Source organism: Ensifer sp. GW821-FHT05G01 (assembly GCF_059419585.1).
The window spans coordinates 78,036-92,093 of the sequence record NZ_JBWKSC010000016.1 but is presented as its reverse complement, the minus strand read 5'-3'; the positions used below and the strand labels follow the sequence as shown (position 1 = coordinate 92,093).

General features: G+C 59.8%; 15 protein-coding genes. 10 read left to right on the top strand and 5 right to left on the bottom strand.

Features of this window, described 5'->3' with window-relative positions; all coding sequences use genetic code 11:
* Window positions 1-102: 102 nt before the first annotated feature.
* Window positions 103-834 (bottom strand): rhomboid family intramembrane serine protease, encoded by a 732-nt coding sequence (locus tag AC07UR_RS30400; protein ID WP_209792820.1) that lies wholly within the window; start codon window positions 832-834, stop codon window positions 103-105.
* A 344-nt stretch (window positions 835-1,178) separates the two neighbouring features.
* On the opposite strand from AC07UR_RS30400, the gene AC07UR_RS30395 reads away from it, so the two are divergent.
* The 7 genes from AC07UR_RS30395 to AC07UR_RS30365 all read left to right on the top strand — a co-directional run bounded on the left by AC07UR_RS30395 (window position 1,179) and on the right by AC07UR_RS30365 (window position 7,018).
* Complete coding sequence (locus AC07UR_RS30395) at window positions 1,179-1,787, top strand: PAS domain-containing protein (RefSeq protein WP_209792819.1); 609 nt, start codon at window positions 1,179-1,181, stop codon at window positions 1,785-1,787.
* A 111-nt stretch (window positions 1,788-1,898) separates the two neighbouring features.
* Complete coding sequence (locus AC07UR_RS30390; protein WP_173419766.1) at window positions 1,899-2,507, top strand: PilZ domain-containing protein; 609 nt, start codon at window positions 1,899-1,901, stop codon at window positions 2,505-2,507.
* Between the two features lie 276 nt (window positions 2,508-2,783).
* Window positions 2,784-3,155, top strand: coding sequence for a hypothetical protein (locus AC07UR_RS30385; protein WP_209792818.1), 372 nt, complete (start codon window positions 2,784-2,786; stop codon window positions 3,153-3,155).
* 141 nt (window positions 3,156-3,296) lie between these two features.
* A complete protein-coding gene (locus tag AC07UR_RS30380) occupies window positions 3,297-3,905 on the top strand; it encodes a transglutaminase-like cysteine peptidase (protein WP_173419765.1) in 609 nt (202 codons plus the stop codon).
* 328 nt (window positions 3,906-4,233) lie between these two features.
* Window positions 4,234-4,968: a hypothetical protein gene (locus AC07UR_RS30375; protein ID WP_209792817.1), complete on the top strand. Its 735-nt coding sequence runs from the start codon at window positions 4,234-4,236 to the stop codon at window positions 4,966-4,968.
* A 184-nt stretch (window positions 4,969-5,152) separates the two neighbouring features.
* Window positions 5,153-6,670 (top strand): SPOR domain-containing protein, encoded by a 1,518-nt coding sequence (locus AC07UR_RS30370; protein WP_209792816.1) that lies wholly within the window; start codon window positions 5,153-5,155, stop codon window positions 6,668-6,670.
* Between the two features lie 78 nt (window positions 6,671-6,748).
* Entirely contained in the window at window positions 6,749-7,018 is a 270-nt protein-coding gene (locus AC07UR_RS30365) for a hypothetical protein (protein WP_077498392.1), read from the top strand.
* Between the two features lie 133 nt (window positions 7,019-7,151).
* Here the strand turns inward: AC07UR_RS30365 and AC07UR_RS30360 are convergent, their stop codons facing one another.
* Window positions 7,152-7,589, bottom strand: coding sequence for a DUF1489 family protein (locus AC07UR_RS30360; RefSeq protein WP_209792815.1), 438 nt, complete (start codon window positions 7,587-7,589; stop codon window positions 7,152-7,154).
* A gap of 77 nt (window positions 7,590-7,666) precedes the next feature.
* Complete coding sequence (locus AC07UR_RS30355) at window positions 7,667-9,067, bottom strand: L-serine ammonia-lyase (RefSeq protein WP_209792813.1); 1,401 nt, start codon at window positions 9,065-9,067, stop codon at window positions 7,667-7,669.
* 694 nt (window positions 9,068-9,761) lie between these two features.
* Here AC07UR_RS30355 and AC07UR_RS30350 point away from each other — a divergent pair.
* From AC07UR_RS30350 to AC07UR_RS30340, 3 genes are all read left to right on the top strand, one after another.
* Entirely contained in the window at window positions 9,762-10,454 is a 693-nt protein-coding gene (locus AC07UR_RS30350) for a DUF599 domain-containing protein (RefSeq protein ID WP_209792811.1), read from the top strand.
* A gap of 132 nt (window positions 10,455-10,586) precedes the next feature.
* Entirely contained in the window at window positions 10,587-11,594 is a 1,008-nt protein-coding gene (locus tag AC07UR_RS30345; protein ID WP_173419759.1) for an acetyltransferase domain-containing protein, read from the top strand.
* Between the two features lie 3 nt (window positions 11,595-11,597).
* Window positions 11,598-12,071: a methyltransferase family protein gene (locus AC07UR_RS30340; RefSeq protein ID WP_173419758.1), complete on the top strand. Its 474-nt coding sequence runs from the start codon at window positions 11,598-11,600 to the stop codon at window positions 12,069-12,071.
* A 77-nt stretch (window positions 12,072-12,148) separates the two neighbouring features.
* Here the strand turns inward: AC07UR_RS30340 and AC07UR_RS30335 are convergent, their stop codons facing one another.
* Window positions 12,149-12,535 (bottom strand): MerR family transcriptional regulator, encoded by a 387-nt coding sequence (locus tag AC07UR_RS30335; RefSeq protein ID WP_025426710.1) that lies wholly within the window; start codon window positions 12,533-12,535, stop codon window positions 12,149-12,151.
* A 70-nt stretch (window positions 12,536-12,605) separates the two neighbouring features.
* The gene (gene mgtE / locus AC07UR_RS30330) at window positions 12,606-14,027 is read right to left on the bottom strand and encodes a magnesium transporter (RefSeq protein ID WP_173419756.1); all 1,422 of its coding nucleotides are present in this window, start codon (window positions 14,025-14,027) and stop codon (window positions 12,606-12,608) included.
* Window positions 14,028-14,058 lie beyond the last annotated feature (31 nt).

Genomic DNA, 14,058 nt, shown 5'->3' with positions numbered 1-14,058 from the left:
GACCGCGTCACCCTTGAATGAAAACGGCCGTTTCAAATGGTGCGCCAGCGTTCCGGGGAAATCAAGCGTTCTGACAATGATCGCAACAGGATCGGTCCGCTATCAATCCCGCGGATCGAACAGGGCGAACAGGAGGAAGCCGAAGAGGAAACCGCCGATATGCGCTTCCCATGCCACGCTGCCGGCACCGCCTGGCGTGAACATGCCAAATCCGACGAGAAAATTCGTCAGGAACCAGATGCCGCTGAAAACGACGACGGAACGATTGGACAGCGCCTCTTTGACGGAAAGCCGGCGGTTAAGATGGGCGAATTGACGACTGATACGGCCGCTGGGTGAGAACACGAATCGCGCTGCGCCCCCCATGAAGCCTGAAACAACCCCCGAGGCACCGACGACGACGATCATTTCGCCCCAGTGAAAAACCGTGTGAAGTGCTACGGCGGCGGCAGCTGAAAGAACCCAGAAAACCGCAAGCCGCATCATGCCGATGCGCCGCACCACCGGCGCGCCGAAGGCAACCATCCAGAAGATGTTGAAGATCAGGTGTTCCCAGCTTCCGTGCAGGAACGAGTAGGTCACCGGGCTCCAGAGCCAGGCGAGGCCCTGCTCGGCAAGCGGATGATCATAGCGTGCCGGAAGGAAGGCAAAGTTCAGGATGATTTCCCGATCGAGACTCTCCGAGAAAACATAGGTGCGCAACGCGTGAATGGCGACGAGGAACAGCAGAATGCACGTCAGCCCCGCCGGCAAATTGAAAGCTGGCTCGCGCGTGCGATTGACGGCCCCTTCCCGTTCCGCCTCCGGTGGCGTTGCCGCCTGATCTCGTTCCATGACTGATGCTCTCTTCCGTCCGCATATCCGTTTCGATCCGACCACGTCGGTCGGGCAATTGCGCATAGCCGGACAGCGCGCCCAGCCATAAGCAAACAAAAAAAGACCGTCCAGTAAAAACTGAACGGTCCGTGAGCCCCCAATACCGCGAGCTCAAGTTGTGTGCCGAAGGCAACCCTTCGTGAAGTGATGTCCAATCAAGTGCCATTCCTGTGCGTCCGCAGCAATCGAAACCGTTTGTTAACCTTAATTTCCGGGTGGCACGAATTTCGCACTGTCATCGGTACGACAGGAATGAACGGTCGATTTTGTGCCGGATCGACACAGGCGACCGCAGAAGTGGAATGAACGACATCATGCGCAACAAGACATCGACGCAGCTGTTTCAGTACTGGAACGTCATCCGAGGCGACCGTGAGCTACCACGTCGCAACGAGATCGATCCGTCAGCAATTCGAACGCTCCTTCCCCAACTCTTCATCCTCGAGCGGGATCATTTCGGTGGCATGAAATTCCGCCTTGCCGGTACGCATGTCTGCGCCCTCTTCGATCACGATTTTCGCGGCCGGCAGTTCGCCACGCTTTGGCTCGGAAGCCAGGCCGGCAAAGTGCTCCAGATCGGCAGGCGGGTCATGACACAACATGTCCCCGTCGTCCTGTCGGCGACAGCAAGAACGGATGACGGAAGAGAGCTGGAGACCGAGACATTGCTCCTCCCCCTTGCGTCCAACGAAGGTCAAAGCGACCGCATTCTCGGCTCGCTCTCACCGCTATCGCGCCCGTACTGGTTGAATGCCACCCCTGTTTCCGGCCTCGACGTCACGGGCCTCAGGGTACTCGATCCGGACCGAACCGCAGCTTTCCTCAACGAACCGGTTGATCGCGATGCCACTCAGCCGGGCATACGCCGGGTTCAACACCTGCGCGTCTTCGAAGGTGGTCGTGACGGGTAACGCTGCAGGTCCGCACCGAGAGCGATGCCGGCACCAACCGCAGGGCGAACCTTCTATTAACCGGATCACACTATGCTTTCGCGTGCCAAGATACGTCGATGCAGAGTGATCATGTTCTCGTTCCAGCAAGCGCAAAATACCGGTCCAAAGCCGCACCAGGAAGGCGCGTTCCAGCGCGTCTCGGTGAATCTCACCGGGCGACTGATGCTTGCCAATCACGACGAATACGACTGCACCGCCGTCGACATGTCACCGGGTGACGTGCTTTTGTTGTCGCCGGCCCGCCCGCGCGCCGGCGAACGCATCATCGCCTACATCGATCATGTCGGTCGGCTCGAAGGCACCGTGTCGCGGCTTGCCGAAAACGCCTTCGTCATCCAGCTCAATGCCACGGAACGCAAGCGCGAGAAGCTTGCGGCACAATTGACGTGGATTGCCAACAAGCACGAACTCGGACTGCCGGAAGACCGTCGCCATGACCGCCTTGCACCGCGCAAGACAGTGACCGAGCTGACGCTCGATACCGGCGCGAAGTATCCCTGCCGCATCATCGACCTTTCGCTGTCCGGCGCCGCCGTCGACATTGAAAACCGCCCGCCAATCGGCACACAGATCAGGCTCGGCAACATGAAGGGCAAGATCGTCCGTCATTTCCAAGAAGGCGTTGCCATCGAATTCTCGGGCGTTCAGTCCCGTGAAGCCTTGACGGAATTCCTGTAGAACACGCCGATACAGCGCGTCTTAGTCGCTGCAGGTCTTTATCCTTGAACCGGATCCGATCTAAGGAAACATTCAGTCAGCCTCGATGACCGCGCATTGAGTGCACGCTCTTGCGCATGGCGCTACCGCAGAACGCTTCTGCGTGTCCTGTACCAGACAGGTTCGGTCGCTAGCTCACCGACATTGCCAGCACTTTTCCTCTGACGCCTCGACCACGGGTGCATCGTATAGCGCAACCGACGACCGGCATGTCCGAGGCGGGACCGCGGCTTCGCCATGGCACCATTCGGGCCGAGTTCCTTCGACAATCGACCGGGAGAGCTTGCGCGCGTGCTTGGATCTGGATGCATTTGCTCCATTTCAGCACATCCCATGTTCTTTCTGCCGATTTTCGGCACAACTTTTTTCGTATATTTTTTCTCGACATTTTCGCTCTCCACATTGATTTCACGCTTTAATCAAGCATTCGAGCGGGATGCAAAGTTGCGAATTTCCTCCTCGCGGACGCCTTCGACCGCCATCGTACGCCTCCAAATCAGCCTAGCTTCCGTCGACACGCCCCCAAAAAACGGTGTTCCCGCAACCATTTGGATGCCTAACAAATTCCACCTTCGCGATCGCTGGAACGTCAAGATCGATAAAAATTGAATCAAATCCGATTTAAATACATCTCAAATTCTATTCTTATTTTATTCTGATACGAATTTCATTTGTACTTTGTTTTACCTCGCATATTCGCGAGCGATAAAAATGTCCGTGCCATTGTCGAACCATAACGGGGAGACAATCATGCTCAAGACAATCACCAAGATGATCGCTGTCGCCGCAATTTTCACCGGCAGCCTGATCGAAGGCGCGCTGGCCCTGCCGGCGAATATGGCTGTGACCGGCTCGACCAATCCGCCGATCGGTCACTACGAGTTTTGCAAGATCAATCCGGGCGAATGCCGCGCGAACGGCGCCGACCGCGGTCCGATGGTCCTGACACGCGAAGGCTGGCAGAAAATTCTCGAGGTCAACTTCGACGTCAACCAGGCGATCACGCCGATGACCGACATGGAAATCCACGGCGTCGAAGAGAAGTGGTCCTACCCGGACAGCGTTGGCGACTGCGAAGACTACGTGCTCTTGAAGCGCCGCAAGCTGATCGAAAGCGGTTTCTCCGCCTCCGATCTTCTGATCACCGTCGTCCTTCAGCCGAATGGTGATGGCCACGCGGTGCTCACCGTCCGCACCGATCGCGGCGACTTCATCCTCGACAACATGCGCAACAAGGTGCTGCTGTGGTCGGATACCGAATACACCTACCTCAAGCGGCAGTCGACGGAACATGCCGGCCGCTGGGTCAAGCTGCAGGATGGCCGCACGGTCGCCGTCGGCAGCGTCCGCACCCAGTAGGCCGCAGTAAAGTGGCTTGTGGCGCGGTTGGGTGATGTCCCGCGCCACACTCATTTTACCGGGCTTCGGTCAGTTCCATCCCCGTTTCAGACCAGGCCCTGGCCGGTTCCGCTGTCCCTCGGAACCGGTCTTTTTCGTTTTTAGGCAGCCCGACCAAAGCATGGTCAGGCAGGCACCAACGGAACCCACGTCGACTTCATCGAAAATTAACCATCTTCGACCAGCGTCGAGCAAGCAAACCCTGCCAGGGTCCGATGCCGCCACCGATCGACGACCGGCAGCTGAACCGCTACATTTCGCGCGGCAACCGCGACGGGACGCCCCATTGATGAACACCTCTTCCAACGGGAATTCGGAGCCGGAACTCAGTCCGCTTCTTTCAGGACGCTTCGTCTGCAAAATTGCCGCGGTCGTTGCGTTGCTTGCCGCGGCAACCGCGGCGCTTTCTTTGACGGGGCGCTGGTTCGGCGAAAACCTCGCGCTTGCCGGCCACACGTCGATCCTCACGCCCTACGATATCTTTATCGGACAAGATCACTTGCGGCTGCCTGCCAACGTCATTCGCTTTGAAAACCAGCGCGCGACCTCGATCGCCGAACGCGTCGATCTCTACCTGGCCTGGCCTTCGCTCGAAGGCTACAGCGATGACAACCGCCACCTCTTCAATGACGTCAACCGTCCCGAAGCCCTGATCTTCCTGCAGATTTCGCAGAGCACCATGTCGCGCGACATGTCCGGCCGACTAGAGCCCATCTACACCCAGGTTTTCGATGGGCCTACGAGCTCCGGCCCCGGCGGGTTGACGCGACACGGTGTCAAAGCGGCATCGAGTTATGCCGGCGAGGCCTTCTTCACTGCAGAGCGAGAGCAGGAGCCACCCTATGTCGTGCGCTGCCTGGAGCCTGGCGCCAACGAAACGTCAACCAGCGCAGACTGCCAGCGCGATATCCATGTCGGCAAGGACCTTGTCGTCCTTTACCGCTTCTCCCGCAATCTGTTGCCGCAGTGGCGCGAAATCGACAATGCTGTTGAAGGCTTCGTCAAAAGCCATCTCGTGCCCTGATTTCGTCCAAGTGCTGTGGTGCTGGCTTCAGCGCCGCACCATTGCGCTACACCGGTATCGCCCCTGTACAAATGCGTCCGATCCCGGAAACCAATCATTCATCATAAACCGATTGGTAACGCTATGCCGATACTGTCTCAGGAACGGTCGTTCCCGGAGGCGGCGTCCGGACAACACCCATGACATGAGAATGAAGAGTAGCGTAGTGTCCCAATCAGGTTTTCTTGATCTCGCGAAACGCCCGTTCGGCGCTTTTTCAAAGATGGTCGGACGGATCGTCCTTGCGGGCACCGTTGCATCGGTTGCCTTCGCAGCGCCCGCTTTGGCCAACCCGAAATATTCGGGCATCGTCGTCGACGCTAAGACCGGCAAGGTGCTTTACGGCGAGGATGCCGACGAATTGCGCTATCCCGCCTCGCTGACCAAGATGATGACGCTTTATCTGGCGTTCGAGGCGCTCGAAGCCGGCCGGATCAGTAAGTCGACGCCCGTTCCCTTCTCCAAGAACGCCTCAGCCGAACCGCCGTCGAAGCTCGGCGTGCGGGCGGGGCAATCGATCACAGTCGAGCAGGCAATCCTGTCGCTCGTCACCCGTTCCGCCAACGACGCCTCGACGGCGCTTGGCGAGTTGCTGGGCGGCTCGGAGCAGCGTTTTGCCCGTATGATGACCAACAAGGCACGGGCGCTCGGCATGACGCGCACCACCTATCGCAACGCCAACGGCTTGCCCAACACGGAGCAACGCACCACCGCGCGCGATCAGGCGCGCCTCGGCCTCGCGCTTCGCCAGCATTTTCCGCAGTATTACGATTATTTCTCCACCCGCAGCTTCCAATTCGGCAAACAGACGATCGGCAATCATAACCGCCTGCTCGGCAATGTGCGCGGTGTCGATGGCATCAAGACCGGTTACACCCGCGCTTCCGGATTCAACCTGGTGACCTCGGCGCAGCTCGAAGGCCGCAGCATCGTCGCCGTCGTCATGGGCGGCACGTCGGGCGCCAGCCGCGACGCCCAGATGCGCCGCCTCGTGGCAAAATACATGCCGGCCGCATCGCGCCGCGGCGGTGGCAACCTGATTGCCGAAACCGCGCCGACGCCGGTCGCACCGGTTGCCGAAGAACCGATCGCTGTGGCGCAGGTCGCGGAAACACCGGTTGCCAGCCCCGTCGCCGCCGCAGCCGGTCTCGATCTGCCGAACACCGGACCGGTTCCGGCCGTTCGCTACAATGGCGAGAATACCAACAGCGTGCAGATGGCCTATGCCGGCACCAAGCGCGCGTCGGACAACCCGGTCCTTTCGCCGAAGATTGTTCCCAATACGCTCGACGCCCAGAGCGTCAAGCTGTCACGCCAGCCGGTATCGGCCGGCATGGTCGACGCTCAGATCACCAACTCCGTTCCCAAGCGCGAGCCGGTTGCGGCCGAAGCCGAACCGCAGCCAGTTCCGCAACCTCAGGGCTGGGTCATCCAGATCGGTGCGACGCCGGACAAGGACCAGGCCATGACGCTGCTTGGCAATGCCAAGGACAAGGGTGGCAAGGCGCTGAGCAAGGCAACACCCTTTACCGTCGCCTTCAGCAATGGCGGCGCACAGGTCTACCGCGCCCGCTTTGGCGGCTTCGATGACCAGAATGCGGCGATCAACGCATGCAAGACGTTGAAGAAGAAAGGCATTTCCTGCTGGGCTGCTCAGCAGTAGACGGATAATTAGTTTCGGCGTCCGGTATGTATTTGTCCGGACGCCCTCCTCGGTTTTGTAAAGCGTACGAGGTTAGTTATGGCAATGAACGAGAATGTTCCGGGTGTTACTCCCTTGCCGGGGCGACGGGCAAAACCGTCGCGCATCAATCTGCATCCGCTGCATGAGGCAGCGATGCGCATTGCCGATCTCGGTCTGAACCGTCCGAAGGCGAAGACCAAGGATCTGGTGGGCATGCTGCTGACACATGGTGCTAGAGCCTGGCGCTCGACGCAGCCACGCGCAGGCATTCATCTTCACGTGACGGCACCGGGCCGTCGCCAGCCACTGAAGATGCGCATTCTCTGAACAGACTGAGATTCAAAGGCGGCTTCGGCCGCCTTTTTCGTTGGGCCCAGCATGCCGCGCGGAAGCGTAGCGGTGGTGACCAACATGGGCGATAAAGGCAAAAGGCGCAGCAAGCGGTGCGAAAGTTCGCCCGTCAGAGCAGACCGAGTTCGGCGAGCTCGCGGCGAAGCTCAAGCGGCATCTCGGCTCCGCCACCGGAAAGCGACGCCAGATCGCGCGGTGCTTCATTGTCCTTGAGATAGCGCCACCCCTGGAAGGCCCGGCGCGGCTGCAGTTCGGTCTCAACGACTTCAGGACCGAGCAGCAGATTGCAGCGCCCGACCCCCTCGCCGTCGGTGAAGGTTTCAATGCCGATCAGCGGCTGGCGCGCCTGCACCTGGCCCTTGATGACCCAATAAAGCGAGCCACCTTCCAGCAGCTCTTCCATGCGTTTCGGGACCATGCGGGTGGTATGGTAGGAGTGCGGTTCAAGGCCGGCGGCAATCGCAGTCAGAGCCTTGCGCGAAACCCATTCGCGCAAATCCTCGATCGATTCCGCCCCGACGCAGAGCTTTATGAGATGCAGAGACATGGCTGTTTTTGAACACCCGTCCGGCCGTCATGGTCAAGCGAATTGCGCAGCCTCATCCACAATCGTCCGCGCGCCACTCAACATTCGACGACATTGACCGCCAGGCCGCCGGTCGAGGTTTCCTTGTATTTCTCGTTCATGTCGACGCCGGTCTGGCGCATGGTTTCGATGCAGGCGTCGAGCGGCACGAAATGCTGGCCATCGCCTTTGAGCGCCAGGGACGCGGCGGTCACTGCCTTGACCGCGCCGAGCGCATTGCGCTCGATGCAGGGCACCTGCACCAGGCCTGCGACCGGATCACAGGTCATGCCGAGGTGGTGCTCGAGCGCGATTTCCGCTGCGTTCTCGATCTGCTCCGGCGTGCCACCCATGACGGCGGCAAGACCCGCCGCCGCCATCGCCGAGGCGGAGCCCACCTCGCCCTGACAGCCGACTTCGGCACCGGAAATCGACGCATTGTGCTTGATGATGCCGCCGATGGCGGCGGCGGTCAGCAGATAGTCGCGAACGCCGTCCTGGTCGGCATCGTCATGGAAATGCATGTAATAGCGGATGGTCGCCGGAACGACGCCTGCAGCACCGTTCGTTGGCGACGTCACCACGCGACCGCCGGCCGCATTCTCTTCATTGACCGCCATGGCGTAGACGCTCAGCCAGTCGTTGGCGAGCAGCGGATTGATCTTGTTAGAGCGCCACTCTTCCTGCAGCTTGTCATGAATGGATCGGGCGCGACGACGCACCTTGAGGCCGCCGGGCATGATACCGTCCTGACTGAGCCCGCGATCGATGCAGTTGCTCATAGCGCCCCAGATGCGATCGAGGCCCTCATTCAACTCCTGAGGCGACATGGTGCATTCTTCGTTTGCCCGCTTCATCTGCGCGATCGTCATGCCGGAGCGGGCCGCCATCTCAAGCATTTCCACGGCGCTGCTGAAGGGGAACGGCACTTTGACGCCGGCGGGCTTGTTCTTCGAGGCGCGCATGGCTTCGAGTTCCGTGTCGGTCACGACAAAACCGCCACCGATCGAATAGTAGATGCGCTTGAGCAGAAGGCGGCCGTCCTTGTCAAAGGCCGAGAAGGACATGCCGTTGGCATGGCCCGGCAAGGGGACCTTCTTGTCGAAGATCAGATCGGTCTTCGGCTGAAATTCATAGGACGGATGGCCCGGCGGCGTGATGCGCCCGGTGCGTTCGACATCGTCGACCAGCGCATTCATGCGGTCGGGGTCGACACGATCGGGACGCTCGCCGACAAGCCCGAGCACAACCGCCCTGCCCGAACCGTGGCCGATGCCGGTATGGGCGAGCGAGCCGTGCAGGCTAACCTTGATGGCAGCGACGGACGCATGCGAAGGCCGCGGCCATTCATCGGACAGGATGAGCTCGAGAAAGCGATTGGCGGCCGACATTGGCCCCATCGTATGCGAACTCGAAGGACCAATGCCGATCTTGAAGACGTCGAAGACGGAAAGAAACATGAATTGCCTGCCCGGAGCCTGAACATATGCCGGCCGGCCGATCGCCGGATGCCGTCATATGCATGATTGCACAGTCGATACAAACCTCGATCTCTCCTCAAGACCGAAGCAGTACCCTCACGCTTAGATATAGGATCAAACCCTAAGCCATCCTATCCCTGTCGATCAGGCGATCAACCGACATTCGATCCCGTTGGTGCGACATTGCGCTGGGGAGTAGGCTTGCGGTCTCTCGGCTTTACGATGCGACAGGCAGGAATCAAAACAGCGCGGCTTCCGGGAAGCCGCGCTGTCAATCAGAGGACTTTTGGGTATCAAAGGCCGCCGAAAAGATAAGCAAGAACAAGAACGCCAGCGAAACCGGCTACGGCGCGAGCAGTCACGCCCCAGCAAGACTTCTGTATTGTATTGTCCATGATGTCTCCGAAAAACTCTCAACGGCTGCGGGCCACACATCAAGGGCCCGCGCATGGCGCAATGCATACTGAAGAAAGTGTAAAGACGCAACGGTGAAATATGGCAGAAAGGTGTCAGGCGCACGCCGGCGTTCGAACCAAGGCACCAAACGCTGGAGTTCGCGCATTTCTGCCGGAAGAAATTCCGCCGCAATTTCATCACACTAGTTGATGCGGCACCGATTCTCCACAGGCGTGCCGGCCTTGCAATTTCCAAAAGCCATGCCAAAAACACGTGTATGACCTTCGAAGATTACATAGCACTTGCCGTGTTCATCCTGCTGTGGGCCGGCTTCAGCTGGGCGACAGACGGCACGCGCGGCTTCAAACGCATCAGCCTCACACGGCTGATGAACGACCATCGTGGCCGGTGGATTCGCAACTCGCTCAACCGCGACCTGAAAATGATCGACACCCAGATCATTGCCGGGCTGCAGGCGGGCACGGCCTTCTTCGCTTCGACGACGATCTTTGCGCTCGGCGGCTGCTTCGCGCTCCTGGGCGCGACCGAGCAGGCTCAGATGATCTTCGCCGACATGCCCTATGTGTTCCATGGCGGGCGGACGGCCTTCGAGCTGAAGGTCGCCGGGCTCACCTGCCTCTTCGGCTATTCCTTCTTCAAGTTCGGCTGGTCCTATCGCCTGTTCAACTACTGCTCGATCCTGATGGGCGGCATACCGATGACAGCGGACATGATCCGCGACCGGCACGCCGCCGAGATTGCGGCCGAACGGGCCGTCCGCATGAACGTACTTGCCGCCAAGCACTTCAATGCCGGCCTCAGGGCGATCTTCCTGTCGATCGGCTATCTTGGCTGGTTTATCAGTCCCTACGCCTTCGTCGGCCTGACAATCTTCGTCATCTTCGTCCTGACACGCCGGCAATTCTTCTCCGAGGCGCGGGCAGCCCTGCTGCAGGACGCCGCCCGCTAACAGCTTGTCCGGTACACCGCGGATATCGCCGAACGGGTTTCTGCCGCATTTTGTCTTTTTCCGAGCAATCAAGGCGGTCTGGCGCAAGCCAGGCCTGCCATTCTCATTCGCGCCAACAGGATGGCGAACACCATGTCCGATACCAACATGACCTCGACCGTTGAACCGCAGCCGACGACCGGCAGCCGAAACCGGCTCGTCTTTATCGATGTGCTGCGCGGCTTGGCGCTGGTGGCCATGGCGCTCTACCATTTCGTCTGGGATCTGGAATTCTTCGGCTATGTCGCCGCCGGGACCGCCGGCACCGGCGGGTGGAAGATGTTTGCACGGCTGATTGCCAGCAGCTTCCTGTTTCTGGCTGGCTACAGCCTCGTGCTCGGGCAGCGGCCGAAGATCCGGTTCGATGCCTTCATGCGCCGGTTCGCCAAGATTGCCGGAGCGGCCGCGATCATCAGTATCGCGACCTGGTTCGCCTTCCCCAACACCTTCATATTCTTCGGCATCCTGCATTCCATTGCCGCGGCAAGCCTCATCGGTCTTCTTTTCCTGCCCCTTCCGGCGATTGTTTCGTTCGCGGCTGCGGCCGCCGCCTTCGCCGCCCCCCTCTATCTCCGCTCCGCGATCTTCGACGCACCCTATCTCTGGTGGGTCGGTCTTTCCGAAACGATCCCACGCTCGAACGACTACGTGCCGCTGCTGCCGTGGCTCGCACCCTTCCTGCTTGGCCTCGGCACCGCAAAACTGGTGCATGCGCGTCTCGTGACAGCCCTTTCAAAGCGCCCGGTCGACGACGAAAAGACGCGCCTGTGGACGAAAGCATTGGTCTTCGGAGGGCGTCACAGTCTGGCCATATACCTCCTCCACCAGCCGCTGCTCATCGGATTGGTCTTCCTCTTCTCGCTGGTCTCGCCACCGACACTGCCGGATCCCAAGCAAGCCTACCGCACCAACTGCGTCGAGGCCTGCAGCCGCGGCAATCCGGCCGTGCCGTGCGACGCCTTCTGTGGATGTACCCTCGACAAGCTGGTGGAGCAGAACCTGTTCGACGACCTGAACAGGGGAAAGATCAACGTCAACACGGATGAACGCATTGCGCGAATCGCCGGTCAATGCACAATGGACGTGCAATCAGGGGACTAGGACATGAATGCCTATCGTGCCAAGCCGCTGAGTTTCCCATGGCCGGCCCTGCTCTACGGGACCGCCACCCTTGCAGCCTTGCTGCTCGCACGATACTCGCCCATCCCGGTCGCCCACGGCCACGGCTGGGTGCCGTGGATTTCCGGTAGCATCCTTGTTGCCGCGGCGATCTGGCTCGACCTGTGGGCCGTCAAGACGCTGCTGGATCGCCATACCGCCGTGCTTCCGCACCGGTGTGCCACGTGCCTCGTCACTTACGGACCGTTTCGCTTCACCCGTAACCCGATCTATCTCGGCTATACGCTGATGATGATCGGCTTCGGTCTGATCACGCTCAATCCATGGTTCTTCGTGATGGCGGTTGCAGCCGTGATGTTGACGACCATTTTTGCCATCCGCAACGAAGAACGGCATCTGCTTTCACGCTTCGGCTTCGAGTTCGAGCGTTATTGCCGGCATACGAGCCGCTGGATCTGATCCGCAGTTCTTTTCAGACAACAAAAAAGGCGGCCAAAGCCACCCTTTTGTTCTTCATGCGTTGACCAGGTTCGCGATCAGGTCCCGACGCCAATCTCGGCGAGACGCGTCAAACACGCCTCCTCAACATTGTCGAGTTCGGTCAGCGTATCCTCGATGTCCTTGCGCTTCTGGCGCAGTTCTTCGCGCTTGGCCTCGACACGGCTCATCAGCAGTTGCAACTGACCAAGCTCACCGGGCGGATCCTTGTAAACCTGAATGATCTCGCGGATTTCGGCGATCGTAAAACCGATACGCCGGCCCCGGAGGATCTCCTGGATCAGCCGACGGTCGGCAGGGCGAAACATGCGGGTTCGACCGCGGCGCTCCGGATGGATGAGGCCCTCGTCCTCATAGAACCGCAGCGTCCGGGTCGAAATGCCGAATTCCCGCGTCAATTCGGTAATGCTATAGTACTTATTCACGCTGCCATTCCATGATTTCCTGACCATCACTATCGTTGACCTTGACGTAAAAGTCAAACAACTGGCGATGTCAGGTGACGTGGAACCACCAGGTGGCAATGCCGAGAAAACTCGAGAAGCCGGTGATATCGGTAATCGCCGTCACAAACACAGCCGAAGACACCGCGGGGTCAGCGCCAAAACGTTCCAGAAGCAGCGGAACCATGATGCCGGCAAGGGCCGCGGCCATCATGTTGATAAGCATCGCGGTGGCGATAATACCGCCGATGTTCGGGTCCTGGAACCACAGACCAGCCAAAAGGCCGATCAGCGAGCCGAAGATCATGCCGTTCAGCAGGCCCACGCCCGCTTCGCGTCGGATGATTCGCGGCGCGTTGTGAATGTCGAGGCCGCGGGTCGCAAGCGCACGCACCGTCACAGTCATCGTCTGCGAACCAGCATTTCCGCCCATGCCGGCGACGATCGGCATCAGAATTGCGAGCGCGACGATCTGCTGGATTGTCGCATCGAAAAGGCCGATGACCGAAGCCGAAATACAAGCTGTCATCGAATTGATGAACAGCCACGGCACGCGTGATCGCGATGCCTCGGCGACAGAGTCCGACAGTTCCTCGTCACCGACGCCGCTCAGACGCAGCAAGTCTTCCTCCGCCTCCTCCTGGATGACGTCGACGACATCGTCGATGGTCAGCACCCCAACGAGCCTGCCGTTGTCGTCGACCACGGCGGCGGAGAGAAGGTCGTATTGCTCGAAGAGCTGCGCCGCCTCTTCCTGGTCCATTTCAGCCGGAATGGCGTGGCTGGTATCTCGCATGATGGCGTCGACCTTGATCGAGCGCTTGGAGCGCAGGACCTTGTCGAGATCGACCGCACCCAGAAGCTTGAAGGTCGGATCGATGACGAAGATCTGCGTAAAACTTTCCGGAAGCTCCGCGTCCTCGCGCATGTAATCGATCGTCTGGCCGATGGTCCAGAACGGCGGCACCGCCACGAACTCCGTCTGCATGCGGCGGCCGGCTGTGCTCTCGGGATAGTCCAGAGAGCGGCGCAAGCGCACACGTTCGGTAAAGGGCAGCTTCGCCAGGATCTCGTCCTGGTCCTCCTGGTCGAGGTCTTCGAGAATGTAGACGGCATCGTCCGAATCCATCTCGCCAAGCGCCTCGGCGATCTGCTCGTTGGGCAGGTGCTCAACGATATCGAGGCGTATGGCTTCGTCGACTTCGGTCAGAGACGAAAGGTCGAAATCCTTGCCAAGCAGGGAGACAAGTGCCAGGCGCTGCTCCGGCTGGATCGCCTCAAGCAGGTCGCCCATTTCGGACGAATGCAGGCCAGCGACATGCTGGCGCAGATAGATCGTGTCACGGTCGGCAATCGCCGCGCCGACATGCATCAGGAAGTCGGAGCGCACCGAACCATCATCGGCATAGATGTCCGCTCCGTCATAGACGGGGATTTCTTCGGAACCGCGGTCGTCGTCGCCGGTATTGCTCATGAGCGCGCCCTCGAAACGATTGCCAACTTCC

Bases quoted from the DNA above. Each gene is read 5' to 3' on its own strand.
- AC07UR_RS30340 (WP_173419758.1), top strand. From the start codon at position 11,598: ATGAATGCCTATCGTGCCAAGCCGCTGAGTTTCCCATGGCCGGCCCTG.
- AC07UR_RS30360 (WP_209792815.1), bottom strand. From the start codon at position 7,589: ATGTCTCTGCATCTCATAAAGCTCTGCGTCGGGGCGGAATCGATCGAG.
- AC07UR_RS30395 (WP_209792819.1), top strand. From the start codon at position 1,179: ATGAACGACATCATGCGCAACAAGACATCGACGCAGCTGTTTCAGTAC.
- AC07UR_RS30345 (WP_173419759.1), top strand. From the start codon at position 10,587: ATGTCCGATACCAACATGACCTCGACCGTTGAACCGCAGCCGACGACC.
- AC07UR_RS30385 (WP_209792818.1), top strand. From the start codon at position 2,784: ATGGCACCATTCGGGCCGAGTTCCTTCGACAATCGACCGGGAGAGCTT.
- AC07UR_RS30355 (WP_209792813.1), bottom strand. From the start codon at position 9,067: ATGTTTCTTTCCGTCTTCGACGTCTTCAAGATCGGCATTGGTCCTTCG.
- AC07UR_RS30375 (WP_209792817.1), top strand. From the start codon at position 4,234: ATGAACACCTCTTCCAACGGGAATTCGGAGCCGGAACTCAGTCCGCTT.
- AC07UR_RS30370 (WP_209792816.1), top strand. From the start codon at position 5,153: ATGAGAATGAAGAGTAGCGTAGTGTCCCAATCAGGTTTTCTTGATCTC.
- AC07UR_RS30350 (WP_209792811.1), top strand. From the start codon at position 9,762: ATGACCTTCGAAGATTACATAGCACTTGCCGTGTTCATCCTGCTGTGG.
- AC07UR_RS30400 (WP_209792820.1), bottom strand. From the start codon at position 834: ATGGAACGAGATCAGGCGGCAACGCCACCGGAGGCGGAACGGGAAGGG.
- AC07UR_RS30390 (WP_173419766.1), top strand. From the start codon at position 1,899: ATGTTCTCGTTCCAGCAAGCGCAAAATACCGGTCCAAAGCCGCACCAG.
- AC07UR_RS30365 (WP_077498392.1), top strand. From the start codon at position 6,749: ATGGCAATGAACGAGAATGTTCCGGGTGTTACTCCCTTGCCGGGGCGA.
- mgtE (WP_173419756.1), bottom strand. From the start codon at position 14,027: ATGAGCAATACCGGCGACGACGACCGCGGTTCCGAAGAAATCCCCGTC.
- AC07UR_RS30380 (WP_173419765.1), top strand. From the start codon at position 3,297: ATGCTCAAGACAATCACCAAGATGATCGCTGTCGCCGCAATTTTCACC.